At 68.7% G+C, this 11726-nt stretch carries 14 protein-coding genes; 3 read left to right on the forward strand and 11 right to left on the reverse strand.

All coding sequences use genetic code 11. The annotated features are described in order from the left end of the window. The 7 genes from gspM to gspG all read right to left on the reverse strand — a co-directional run bounded on the left by gspM (position 1) and on the right by gspG (position 4978). Positions 1 to 573, reverse strand: coding sequence for a type II secretion system protein GspM (gene gspM / locus PSQ40_RS10820; RefSeq protein WP_273951435.1), 573 nt, complete (start codon positions 571 to 573; stop codon positions 1 to 3). Then, positions 573 to 1805 (reverse strand): type II secretion system protein GspL, encoded by a 1233-nt coding sequence (gene gspL / locus PSQ40_RS10825; RefSeq protein WP_273951436.1) that lies wholly within the window; start codon positions 1803 to 1805, stop codon positions 573 to 575. Before gspL ends, gspM begins: the two co-directional genes overlap by 1 nt. 82 nt (positions 1806 to 1887) lie before the next feature. Further along, a complete protein-coding gene (gspK, locus tag PSQ40_RS10830; RefSeq protein WP_273951437.1) occupies positions 1888 to 2925 on the reverse strand; it encodes a type II secretion system minor pseudopilin GspK in 1038 nt (345 codons plus the stop codon). Beyond that, positions 2922 to 3683, reverse strand: a complete 762-nt coding sequence (locus PSQ40_RS10835) for a PulJ/GspJ family protein (RefSeq protein WP_273951438.1) — start codon at positions 3681 to 3683, stop codon at positions 2922 to 2924. Before PSQ40_RS10835 ends, gspK begins: the two co-directional genes overlap by 4 nt. Beyond that, a complete protein-coding gene (gene gspI, locus PSQ40_RS10840; RefSeq protein ID WP_273951440.1) occupies positions 3680 to 4051 on the reverse strand; it encodes a type II secretion system minor pseudopilin GspI in 372 nt (123 codons plus the stop codon). Before gspI ends, PSQ40_RS10835 begins: the two co-directional genes overlap by 4 nt. Beyond that, positions 4048 to 4497 (reverse strand): prepilin-type N-terminal cleavage/methylation domain-containing protein, encoded by a 450-nt coding sequence (locus PSQ40_RS10845; protein ID WP_273951441.1) that lies wholly within the window; start codon positions 4495 to 4497, stop codon positions 4048 to 4050. The genes gspI and PSQ40_RS10845 overlap by 4 nt, the downstream gene beginning before the upstream one ends. A gap of 40 nt (positions 4498 to 4537) precedes the next feature. Then, positions 4538 to 4978: a type II secretion system major pseudopilin GspG gene (gene gspG, locus PSQ40_RS10850; RefSeq protein WP_273951442.1), complete on the reverse strand. Its 441-nt coding sequence runs from the start codon at positions 4976 to 4978 to the stop codon at positions 4538 to 4540. Between the two features lie 57 nt (positions 4979 to 5035). Here gspG and PSQ40_RS10855 point away from each other — a divergent pair, with 57 nt between their 5' ends. Further along, on the forward strand, positions 5036 to 5494 hold the full coding sequence (locus tag PSQ40_RS10855) for a type II secretion system protein N (protein WP_273951443.1): 459 nt from the start codon (positions 5036 to 5038) through the stop codon (positions 5492 to 5494). A 62-nt stretch (positions 5495 to 5556) separates the two neighbouring features. Here the strand turns inward: PSQ40_RS10855 and PSQ40_RS10860 are convergent, their stop codons facing one another. The 3 genes from PSQ40_RS10860 to ilvA are packed head-to-tail and all read right to left on the reverse strand — an operon-like array spanning position 5557 to position 8560. After that, positions 5557 to 6150, reverse strand: coding sequence for a histidine phosphatase family protein (locus tag PSQ40_RS10860; RefSeq protein ID WP_273951444.1), 594 nt, complete (start codon positions 6148 to 6150; stop codon positions 5557 to 5559). Continuing rightward, a complete protein-coding gene (locus tag PSQ40_RS10865; protein WP_273951446.1) occupies positions 6147 to 6959 on the reverse strand; it encodes an adenosylcobinamide-GDP ribazoletransferase in 813 nt (270 codons plus the stop codon). Before PSQ40_RS10865 ends, PSQ40_RS10860 begins: the two co-directional genes overlap by 4 nt. 41 nt (positions 6960 to 7000) lie before the next feature. After that, complete coding sequence (gene ilvA / locus PSQ40_RS10870) at positions 7001 to 8560, reverse strand: threonine ammonia-lyase, biosynthetic (RefSeq protein WP_273951449.1); 1560 nt, start codon at positions 8558 to 8560, stop codon at positions 7001 to 7003. A gap of 307 nt (positions 8561 to 8867) precedes the next feature. Between ilvA and PSQ40_RS10875 the strand changes: the two genes are divergently transcribed. Continuing rightward, positions 8868 to 9317, forward strand: coding sequence for an OsmC family protein (locus PSQ40_RS10875; protein ID WP_273951450.1), 450 nt, complete (start codon positions 8868 to 8870; stop codon positions 9315 to 9317). Positions 9318 to 9391: 74 nt separating this feature from the next. Here PSQ40_RS10875 and coq7 read toward each other — a convergent pair whose 3' ends face one another. After that, the gene (gene coq7, locus PSQ40_RS10880; protein ID WP_273951452.1) at positions 9392 to 10009 is read right to left on the reverse strand and encodes a 2-polyprenyl-3-methyl-6-methoxy-1,4-benzoquinone monooxygenase; all 618 of its coding nucleotides are present in this window, start codon (positions 10007 to 10009) and stop codon (positions 9392 to 9394) included. A 320-nt stretch (positions 10010 to 10329) separates the two neighbouring features. Between coq7 and PSQ40_RS10885 the strand changes: the two genes are divergently transcribed. After that, positions 10330 to 11487: a porin gene (locus PSQ40_RS10885; protein ID WP_273951454.1), complete on the forward strand. Its 1158-nt coding sequence runs from the start codon at positions 10330 to 10332 to the stop codon at positions 11485 to 11487. Positions 11488 to 11726: the final 239 nt, after the last annotated feature.

The raw sequence follows: 11726 nt of genomic DNA on the forward strand, positions 1-11726 counted from the left end.
TCAGGCCGGGGGCAGTTGCAGCACCAGGGTGCCGTCCCAGGCCGGGCCCGGGGGCAGGCTGCCGGGTTTGGGGGGCGCCGTACCCGGGCCGGGCGGTGGGCTGCGCGTCAGGCGCGCCTCGCCGGGCAGCACGCGGGCGTTGGCACGCGCCTGGGCCAGCCATTGGCTCAGGGCCTCGGCCGGGGTGTTCTTCAGCACCAGGGTGGCGCGATCGCCTTGCAGGTTGAGCTGGGCGCTGGCCCCCAGGCGCTGGCGCACGCTGGCTTCCAGGGCCTGCACCGCCTCGTGGCGGGGCAAGCGGCTTTGCTGCTGCAGCGCCTGGGCCTGGGCTTTGAGCTGCTGCATTTGCTGCCATTGGCGGTCCAGCGTTTGCTGGCGCGCCTCGGCTTGGCGCAGCGTGTTCAGGGCCGGGGCCAGGGCCACGCTCCACAGCAGTGCCGCCCCCAGCACCAGTGCGCCGGCTTGCAGGCCCAGGCGTTCACGCGGGGCCAGGCCTTGCCAGCGTTGCCGCAGCTCGGCGCTCAGCCGCTGGGTGGCGTTGGAGGCGGCGGAGGAGGTCGGGGCGCGGCTCATCAGCGGGGCTCCTGGCGCAGGGTCAGTTGATCGGCTTCCAGGCGGCCGCTGTAGCCGCGCTGGCGCAGGCGGTCCAGCGTGGCCTGGCCTTCTTCGGGGTTCAGCGACAGGCCTTTGAGGCGCAGCTCTCCGGCAGCGAACTCGATGCCCGAGGGGATGCGCCCCGGCGGCGCGGCCAGCGCGGCGGCGCCCAGCAGCGATTCCAGGTCATCGCCTGCGGCCTGGCCCGAGGCCTGGCGCAGGGCGCTGACCTCGCGCGCCATCTGCAGCGGGGCATCGACCACCACCTGCACCTGCGGAAAGGTGCTGGTCAGGGTTTGGCGGATGTCGGCCGCGCGTTGGCGCAGGGTTTGGTTTTCTTTCCAGGCCCAGGCGTTGAGCCCCGCCAGCTGGGCCAGCAACAGGGCGGCCACACCCCAGCGCGCAGGGCGCCAGGCGGGGGCTTGCCAGGCCGATTGCAGCTGGCGCACCAGGTGGCGGCCCAGGCGCTGGCGCTGGCCGCTGGCAAAGCTGTGCTGGGCCAGTTCCCAGGGGCTGGCGGCGGCGGCCAACCAGCGGCTGGCCGGCGTTTCGAGGCGCACCGGGCGGCCCAGGCATCGCTCGGCCAGTGCGGCCACCGCAGGTTCCGCCAGCCATTCGGTGCTGTCGTGCGGCGCGGGATGGGGGGTGGCAGGCTGCAGGGGCAGGCATTCGACCGGGCGCTGAGGCCCCAGGCCGGTGCCGGCCCAGAACGCGGGGCGGTCGCTGTCGGGCGGGGCTGCCAGGGCGCGCACCACGGCGCTGTCGGTGGCTGCGGCGGGCCACAGCTCAGGCACGATGCGGGTCACGGGGCGGCCCGCGGCCTCCAGGGCCTGCACGCAGTCGCGCAGCCAGGCCCGGTCGCACACGGCCACCCAGCGCGGGGCGTCGGCACCGGCGTCGCTGCTGGGGCCCAGGGCCAGGTGCAGGTGTTGGGGTTCGTCGAGCAGGCGCTCTTCGAGCAGGCCCTCCAGCACGGCTTGCAGGCGCGGGCTGCCCGCCTGGGTGCCCCGTGGCAAGACCACCGCTTGCCAGGACAGGTGCTGCACCGGCACCACGGCCACCACCTCCGCGGGGCGCGGCACCGGGGGCAGCAGGCTGGCAACGGCGCTGCCCTGCTGGGCCACGGTCTGGCCGTCGGGCGTCAGGAGGTAGGGCCACTCGGTGCTGGCCGTGGGGCTCAGCGCGGGCAGGTGAACGATCAGGGTGCTCATGGGGGATGTAGGCGGCCCATTGTAGAGAGGTGATGTGAAGGTTTGACGGGCGGCATGACCGTCTGGCTGCATGGTTTGGGGCTCAAGGCGTTTGGGCGCTGGCGGGCAGGCTCGGGCTGGGGTTGCGCTCGCGCCACACGGTCTGCACTTCGGTGTTGTTGCGGCGCACCAGGGAGCGCTCTTCAAGGCGGTTGTCGCCGAGGCGCAGGCGGCCCAGCACTTCGAAATAGCGGCTGTTCACGCTGTGCTCGTTCTCGTTCACCTGGGCTGCCAGCTCGCCCAGCTGCTGGCCCACGTCGCTGAGGCTTTTGAAGTGGCTGCGTGCGCGCAGCTTGACCAGGCGCTGGGCGCTGGCCATGTCCAGGCTGCGGATGCTGGCGTACAGCACCTCGACCGGCGCGGTGTTGAGGTTGACCGGGGTTTTCTCGGGCAGCACCGTGATGAAGGGGCGCAACTGGGACAGGGTGCTGGCCGTGAGGCCGTAGTGCAGCAGCTGGTCCACACGCTGGGCGGGCAGCAGGGCCTGGCTGTCGCTGCCTTTCTGGGCCAGCACCAGGTTTTGCTCCAGGGTGCTCAGCTGCGCGGCGGGCAGGCTCAGCAGGTCGAACAACTTGGCGAAAGCGCGGTGGGCGGCGGGCTGCAGTTGCTGGTTCTCGACCAGGTTGCTCACATTGAGGCGGCCCTGCTGGTCGGTGATGCTGCCGGCCAGGAAGGCGTCGAGGGCATCGATGTCGTCGCCCGCATTGTTGTTCTGGTCGGCCGCCAGGAAGGTGGACAGGCGGGCCTCTTGCAGCGGAATGGACCAGGGTTCAGACAGGCTGTCCGGACCGCCCGCGATGGCGTCCTCGCGCAGGATCAGGCGCGACCAGTCGAGCGCGCCGGTGAGGATCCAGTTCGACTGCACGCGGGTGCGCTCGGCGCTCTCGACCTCGACGGCGCGCCACTGCTGCCACAGGGCGCCGGCGGCCAGCGTGGCGACGAGGGTGACGGTCAGCATCGCGGCCAGCAGCGCGGCCCCGCGCTGGCGGCGGCTTGGCCATAGGCGCTGGCCCGGGGGGCGGCACTGCGCCCGCGGTGCGGTGGGGGGGCGGGCTGGGTTGGGCGCTGGCCTGGGGCTCATGATTTGCCTCCGCCGAGGTTCGGGCGCGCCCAGTCGCGCTGCAGTCGCCCGCTCAGGGCCTGGCCGGGGGCCAGCGTCAGCAGCAGGCGCACGCCTTGCGGCAGCTCCCCTGCCGTGTTGCTGCCGGGGCGCGCGGCCCCATTTTGGCCGGCGGATCCGGCGGGCGGCGGCGGGGCGCCCGCGCCCGGGCTGGTGCCACTGCTGCTGGCGTCGCTGGACAGCGGGTTGGTCCAGGCGTCTTGGCGATAGTAAAAAATCTGCCACTCGGTGGCGGGGGCGATCACCACCTCCCGTTGGCGCGCGGCCTCGTCGGGGTTCTGGCCCCAGAGGGCCGCCTGTTGCCAGGCCCGTTCCCATTCGCTGCGCCGGCTCAAGGGGGGCGACTGCCAGCGCAGCCACTGGCCCTGGCTGCCGGCGTTGCGCAGGGTCCAACCCACCACCAGGGTGCTTTCGGGGGCCGAGGCCGGGCCGCGCCGGGTCAGGCGCAATACGCGGCCATCCCAGTCCAGCGCGCTGACCTGGGGCAGTTCGATCAGGGCGTCGAGGTCGGCTTGCCACTGACCCAGGCCGGCTTGCAGGGCCAGCACGTCCTGGCTGTATTGGTCGGTTTGGCGCTGGGTGCGCACCATGCCGTCCAGGCCCTGCCAGCTCAGCAGCGCCATGATGGCCATCACCGACAGGGCGATCAGCAGCTCGACCAGGGTGAAGCCCCGGCCGTGGGCCCGGGCGGGGCGTTGCCGCAGCGGGGGCTTGGTCACCAGCGCCCCACCACGGTTGAGAGTTTCACGATCGGGCGCCCCTGTTCGTCCAGCGCCTGCGCGTCAACGCGGCGAAAGCTGGGGTTGGGGGTGGGGCGCACGGCCACATTGACCTGCAGCACGCGGCCAACCTGTTCGCAGTTCTGCACGCTGTCGCCCACCGACGGCATCTGGCGCGACAGGCGCACTTTGGCCAGTTCGTTTTCGGCGCACACATGGGCCAGCAAGGTGTCGGCCTGGCGGTTGGCGTTGCGGGTCAGGGCCCCGCTGGCCTGCACCCCGGCCATCAGGGCGATGGCCACGATGCCCAGGGCCACCAGCACCTCGATCAGGGTGAAGCCGTGCGCGGTGTTGCGGTGGCGGATCATGGGTCGTTGGCCAGCACGTTGAAGGGGCGCAGGCCGTCGGTGGCCACGCGCAGGGCCTGGCCCGGGGCGTCGGCGCGCACCAGCGTCACCTGTTGCGGCCCAATCACCGGCTCGGGGCCCAGGGTCAGGCGCACGTCCAGGCGTGTGGTGGTGGTGCCGGGGCTCAGCCACTGACTGGGCAGGCTGTTGGCGGGCAGGCCGCTGAATTGAAAGCCATGTTCGGTCAAGGACCACTGCACAGCGACACCACTGGCGCGCGAGCGGGCGCGGGCCGTCTCCAGCAACGCGGCCAGGCGCTGGGCTTCGCGCTCCAGTTGCACCTGCTGCGTGTCGCGCAGGGCCAAGCTGACGCCCGCAGTGGCCAGCGCCATGATGCCGATCACGATGAGCAGCTCGACCAGGGTGAAGCCGGCGGACCGGGCGGCGCGCCAGGGCAGGGCGGTCATGTGGCGCTCGGGCTGGGCTGGGGGCGTGGGGCCCGTGGGCTCACTGCCAGCTGCCGATGTCGGCGTCTTTGCCTTCGCCACCCGACTGGCCGTCGGCGCCGAAGGACATCACATCGATCTCGCCCTTCACGCCGGGGTTGAGGTATTGGTAGGGGCGGCCCCAGGGGTCGTTGGGCAGCTTCTCGAGGTAGGGCTTCCAGTTGGGCGGCACCGGGCTGGTGGTGGGGCGGGCGACCAGGGCGCGCAGGCCTTGTTCGGCGCTGGGGTAACGCTGGTTGTCAAGGCGGTACAGCTTCAGGGCCTGCATCAGGTTGTTGACGTCGGTGCGGGCCGCGGTGCTGCGCGCGTCATCGGCGCGGTCCAGCACATTGGGCACGATCAGGGCCGCCAGCACACCGATGATGACCAGCACCACCATCAGTTCGATCAGGGTGAAGCCGGCTTGGACGCGGCGGCGCAGGGAGGCAATGGGGCGGGTCATGGGCTGGGGCTCGGAGACATCAAAGGGTAGATTCGCTTGAATCATAATCCGCGGATGATGACATCTCCGACCCTGTCCCCGGCCCGTTCTTGGGCAATTCGTGGCGTCTCCTTCACCGTCTGGGCGCTCGCCGCAGGCTCGGCGGTGTTCTGGGGCCTGCGTTTGAGCCAGCCGGCGCTGCCGCCAGCGGTCGAGGTGGTGGGGGCGAGCGCGGTGACGGCCGACCCCGCGGTGTTGGCCCGTTTCCTGGGCGCGCCCAATGGCCAGGCGCCCGCCGTGCCCGGGGGCGCCGCGCTGGCCGGGCGCTTCAGCCTCGTGGGGGTGGTGGCCGACGGGCACCGCTGGGGCGCGGCCTTGATCGCGGTCGATGGCAAGCCTGCCCGGCCCTACCGTGTGGGGGCGGTCATCGAAGACGGGGTCACCCTGCTGGCCGTGGAGCAGCGCCGGGCCGTGCTGGGTCCCTCGCGCGAGGCGCCGCCCAGCCTGGTTTTGGACCTGCCCGCGTTGAAGCCCTGAACAGCCCTCGCCCCTTGCGGGGCTTGCCTGGCGGCTTGCGTCAGGCGGGCATCAGGCGGGCATCAGGCGGGCGTCGGGCCGCTGGCGCCCCACTCAAAAGACAGCCATTCGCCGCAGGCCGGGCCGCCCGTGGGCCATTGGCTGGCCCGATCGACCTGGTGCACGCCTTGGCGCAGCAACTGCAGGCAGCGGATCACCCCCGCGTGGGTGATCCAGACGGCGCTCTGCCCGGTGCCCGTGCGGGCCTGGGTGTGCCGCCAAGCGCGCCCGACGCGCTGCAGCACCTGGTTGACGGTTTCGCCGCCGCCCGGGGCATGGTGGGCGAAGTCGGCGGTCCAGGCGCTGACGGCGGCCTCACCGAGGGCGTCCCAGGTCTGCCCCTCCCATTCGCCAAAGTCCATTTCAGCCAGGTCAGGGTCGCCGTCCGGGGGCGAGGCGCTTTGCAAATCAGGCCGGACTTCACACAAGGCCTGGGCCAACTTTGCGCATCTTTGCCGCGGTGAATGGTGAACGTGGGCCCCTGGCGGCAGTTCTTGGGCCAATTGATCGCGCACCTGCTGCAGGTGCTGGGGGTCGGCGGCCACATCGAGGCGGCCATAACAAACCCCCGCCGCGACCAGGGGACGGGGGTGCCGCACCAGCCAAAGGCGGCTCATCGGACGCTCTGCGCCCAGGCCAACGCCATGCCCAGGTAGGTGGCGATCTCGCAGACCTGCTGTGTGGCGCCCAGGCAGTCGCCGGTGAAGCCTTGCAGCCGGCGCGCGAACAGGCGGCCCATCCAGGCCAGGCCCAGGGCCCCGGCCACCACCCCGGCGCCCACCACGCCCAGGCCTTGCCACATGGCCACGAGCAGCGCTGGCGGCAGGCACCACAGCAGCGCGGCCGACAGCGCCGGGCCGGTGATCTGGTCGGCCAGTGGCTTGCTCTTGGAGCGCGCGGTGTCCCCCACATGGGGCAGGGTCCGCACCAGCCACAGCGGCCACAGGCGCGACAGCACATGGCCCAGCAGCAAGGCGCTCAGCGCCAGCGACAGGCTGGCCTGACCCAGCCAGGCCAGCAGGGCCACTTTGCCCAGCAGGCCCAATTGCAGCGCCATGGCACCGAAGGCGCCGACGCGCGAGTCTTTCATGATGTCGAGCGCGCGCTCGCGGTCGTAGCTGCCGCCCAGGCCATCGGCCACATCGGCCAGCCCGTCCTCATGGAAACCGCCGGTCATCAGCACGGTGGCCACGGTGCAGGCCACCGCCGCCACCAGGGCGCTCCAGGGCGAGGGGCCCAGCGCCAGCGCCGTGGCGCCGTAGACGGCCATGGCCCAGCCGCCGGCCAGCCAGCCGATGGCGGGGAAATGCGCCGCGCTGGCGCGCAGCATGGCGGGGCTGTAGCCCACCCAGTCGGCCAGCCGCCCGGTGACCGGGATGCGGGTGAAGAACTGGACGGCCAGCAAGACGTGGCGCACGAACATCATGGGGTGGGGCAGGGCGCAGCGGGGGCCGCGGCCCTGGGGATTCAGCGTTGCAGGAACATGCGGTAGACCGGGTTGTGCGTCTCTTCGATGCAGGGGTAGCCGAGCTGCGCCAGGAACTGGTCAAACGCCCGGTGCTCGGCCGCGGGCACCTGCAGGCCCACCAGGATGCGGCCATAGTCGGCCCCCTGGTTGCGGTAGTGGAACAGGCTGATGTTCCAGTTCGGCTGCAGCAGGCTCAGGAACTTGAGCAGCGCCCCCGGGCGCTCCGGGAAGATGAAGCGCAGCAGGCGTTCGTCCTGCGCCAGCGACGAGTGGCCGCCCACCATGTGGCGGATGTGCTCCTTGGCCAGCTCGTCGTGCGTCAGGTCCAGCGTCTCGAAGCCACGGCGCTTGAAGTTCTTGGCGATTTTTTCCGATTCGCCGCGGCCCGTGGTGGTCAGGCCGACGAACACATGGGCGCGCGCCGAATCGCTGATGCGGTAGTTGAACTCGGTCACATTGCGCGGGCCGCCGGGCAGTTCGCCCACGGTCTCGCAAAAGCGGCGGAAGCTGCCGCGCTCTTCGGGGATGGTGACGGCGAACAGCGCCTCGCGCTCCTCACCCACTTCGGCCCGCTCGGCCACAAAGCGCAGGCGGTCGAAGTTCATGTTGGCGCCGCACAGGATGGCGGCGTAGGTCTCACCCTTGGTCTTGTGCGTGGCCACGTACTGCTTGATGGCGGCCACGGCGAGGGCACCCGCCGGCTCAACGATGCTGCGGGTGTCGACAAACACGTCCTTGATGGCCGCGCAGACGGCATCGGTGTCGACGGTGATGAACTCGTCCACCAGGTTCTTGGCCACGCGGAAGGTTTCCGCGCCCACCAGCTTGACCGCCGTGCCATCGGAGAACAGGCCCACGTCGGGCAGGGTGACACGCTTCTTGGCGGCCACCGACTGCATCATGGCATCGGAGTCGTTCATCTGCACGCCGATCACCTTGATCTCGGGGCGCACCGCCTTGATGTAGTTGGCCACGCCCGAGATCAGGCCGCCACCGCCAATGGCAACGAACACCGCGTCGAGGCGGTTCGAGCCCAGGCCCTGCAACTGGCGCAGGATTTCCATCGCGATCGTGCCCTGACCGGCAATCACATCGGGGTCGTCAAAGGGGTGGACGAAGGTCAGGCCTTGTTCCTTTTCGAGCTGCACCGAGTGTTCGTAGGCGTCCGAGTAGCTGTCGCCGTGCAGCACCACCTCGCCGCCCAGGGCCTTGACCGCGTCCACCTTGAGTTGCGGCGTGGTGGTCGGCATCACAATCACGGCCCGGCTGCCCAGCTTGTGGGCGCTCATGGCCACGCCCTGGGCGTGGTTGCCGGCCGAGGCGCAGATCACCCCGCGCTTGAGTTGCTCGGGCGTCAGGTGCGCCATCTTGTTGTAGGCGCCGCGCAGCTTGAAGCTGAAGACGGGTTGCTGGTCTTCGCGTTTGAGCAGCACCTTGTTGTGCAGGCGGCGGCTCAGGTTGCGAGCGGGTTCCAGCGCAGACTCGACGGCCACGTCGTAGACGCGGGCGGTCAGGATTTTCTTGAGGTAGTCAGCCGGTTTGAGTGCTTTGGCGGTCATGGGGCGCAAGGGAAATAAGATCGCGCCGGGCCCCGAGTTTGGCCGCTGTGCAGTGGCGAGCGGCCCGGTCAGACCCGCCATCATAGGCCACAAGAAAAAAGCCCCGAGTCGTGAGACTCGGGGCTAAATCCACCAAAGGAGGAGGTGGAGGAGACAATGGGTGCGTTCAGAACAGAGTTCGAAACGCGATGTAGGAAGTGTAGTCATAATTTGCTGCAATGCAACAAGGAATTCGTCATAAATCGCGATGAATTCCAAAGTAGCAGTTGTTTTTATGCTGCATAAGCATTTTTAATGAGGTACGTCAATGGAATGCACGGTGAGTTGGACGGGGGCCAGCGGCACACGCTCTGGCATGGGGTTTGTTGCTGAGACCGGCAGCGGTCATGTGTTGATGATGGACGGTGCGCCCGACGCCGCCAAGCCGGAGAACGGTGGCCAAAACCTGGCGCCCCGGCCCATGGAGGCCGTGCTCGCTGGCACCGGTGGCTGCACCGCCTACGACGTGGTGCTGATCCTGAAGCGCGGCCGCCACGACGTGCGGGGCTGTACGGTCAAGCTGAGCAGCGAGCGCGCCGACACCGACCCCAAGGTCTTCACCAAGATCCACATGCAGTTCACCGTCACCGGCAAGGGCATCCCGCCGGCCGCCGTGGAACGGGCCATCGCCATGAGCCACGACAAGTACTGCTCTGCCAGCATCATGCTGGGCAAGACCGCCGAAATCACCACCGGCTTTGACCTGATCGAGGCCTGAGTCCGGTCGGACGCGGTGCCCCCGGGCGGCTGTGCCGGGCACGCCGTCCCATGGGGTACCCCAGCGCTGCAGGCTCAGATGTAGTGGGCAGTCCGGGTCATGACCTTGGCCGCGGCCCGCATCAGGGCCTTGGCGGGGGCTGGCAGTTCGGCCGCACCGGCCTGCTGGGCCTCGTCGGCATGGCGTTCCTCGTCCCGCTTCATCTGGGCCACGATGGCGCGGGAGGCCTCGTCGGAGGCGGGCAGTCGGTCAAGGTGACTTTGCAGGTGGGCGGCCACCTGCTTTTCGGTTTCCACCACAAAGCCCAGGCTCACGGCATCGCTGATGCGCCCGGCCACCAGGCCCAGTGCAAATGCCCCGGCATACCAAAGCGGGTTGAGCAGGCTGACGCGGTCGCCCAGTTCATCGAGGCGTTCGCGGGTCCAGGCGAGGTGGTCGGTTTCTTCGCGGGCGGCTTGCTCGAAATGGGCCTTCAGCGCCGGGTTGCGCGTGCTGGCGGCCTGGGCCGTGTAGAGCGCCTGGGCGCACACCTCGCCCACATGGTTGACGCGCATCAGGGCCGCCGACAGGGCCTTGTCGGCAGGCACCTGGGGGCTGCTGTGCTCGGGGCGCACAGGGTGCGGCGAAGCACTGTGGTGCTTGGCAAACAGGGTGCGAAGCGCGGCGTCGGCGGTGGCCAGGAAGCGTTCCATGAGCGTGGTGAACCGCGGCGAGAGGCCGCTGATCCAGTAAGTTATCGACAGTTAGAGCCTTAAGTTTAGGGGTTTGTCCGAAGTCCCGCCTTGATCTTGAGCAGTAAGCCCGCTTTGTAGGTTTGTTGCACAGGTGCAACGAAAAAACCGTCTTAAGACCCTTTGCGGGTTATTTCCTTTGCGCGGAGGCCGGACGTCTGTTGCAATAGCGAGAACTTCCATCAAGGAGGTTGGCCCGGGGAACCGGCGGATTGCAGTCGTGGCAGCACCAAGCAATTCTTCGAACCGGCGCCCTATGTTTAACCTTGGAGAAACTCGCAATGAAAAAATCCCTGATTGCACTGGCAGTGCTGGCTGCTTCCGGCGCCGCTATGGCTCAATCGTCCGTGACCCTGTTCGGCGTGCTGGACCTGGGCTACGAAAACGTCAAGACCGAAGCCGGTCGCATCTCTGGCATTTCGCCTTCCGCCAACAGCTCCAGCCGTCTGGGCTTCCGTGGCGTTGAAGACCTGGGTGGTGGCATGGCCGCTTCCTTCTGGCTCGAAGCCGCTATCAACCCCTCGTCGGGCATTGGCTCGTCGGGCACCCAATCGAACAACCAAGCTGGCGTTGGCTCCGTCGCCGCTGGCGGTCTGACCTTCAACCGTCGCTCGACCCTGAGCCTGTCCAGCAGCTTCGGTGAACTGCGCATCGGCCGCGACTACGTGCCGTCGTTCTGGAACACCGCCGTGTTCGACGCCTTCGGTGCTAACAGCGTTGGCGCCGTGCTGGCCAACTACACCGGCAACGCTTCGGCTGCCACCTTCGTGCGCGCTTCCAACAGCATCGGCTACTTCCTGCCGGGCAAGCTGGGCGGCTTCTACGGCCAAGGTATGTACGCTTTCGGCAACCGCGCCAGCAACGAAAAGGTTGGCACTGTTGACACCTCCGACAACGGCCGTTACGTCGGTCTGCGCGCTGGTTACGCTCAAGGCCCGGTCGACGTGGCTGTGGCTTACGGCAAGACCAACTACGCTGCCCGCACCGTTGACTTCTCGCAACTGGCTGGCTCTGGCACCGCTGCTGCTGGCGACTTCACCGACGTGAACTTCGGTGGTTCGTACGACTTCGGCGTGGCCAAGGCCATGGGTACCATCACCAACCAAAAGATCAACAACCTGGTCACCAACGGCAACAACAAGTCCATCAAGGGCTGGTCGCTGGGTGCTAACGCTCCCATCGGCGCTGGCAACGTGCTGGTTCAGTACAGCCAAGTCAAGCTGGACTCCGCCAAGGCTGACAAGTGGTCCTTCGGCTACACCTACAACCTGAGCAAGCGCACCGCTGCTTACGGTATCGTTGCTCGCGTGGGCAACTCCGGTGGCGCCGCCATGACTGCTGGCTCGTTCAGCTCGGGCTCGCTGTCGGCTGTGACCGGCTCGGCCAACGTGAACAAGTCGTCGACCGGCTTCAGCGTCGGCCTGCGCACCTCCTTCTAATCAAGACTCGCCTTTGGCGAGTGTTTGATCAGTAGAGACAAAGCCGCCAAGCTTTCGAGCTTGGCGGCTTTTTTCATGCCCGCTTCCACTTGCTTCTACCCGCTTCGGGCTTGGCAACGGGTGTGCTGCTCAGCCTCCACACGGTCGATGAAGGTGCTGGTGCCCGGATTGGGGATTGGCTGGTCGCATGGAGGGGGCTTCGGTGCCATTGTGCTCCGCTGTGTCCTGTTGTGATCGTT

The sequence above is a fragment of the Curvibacter cyanobacteriorum genome (genome assembly GCF_028649475.1).
GTDB classification, from domain to species: domain Bacteria; phylum Pseudomonadota; class Gammaproteobacteria; order Burkholderiales; family Burkholderiaceae_C; genus Curvibacter; species Curvibacter cyanobacteriorum.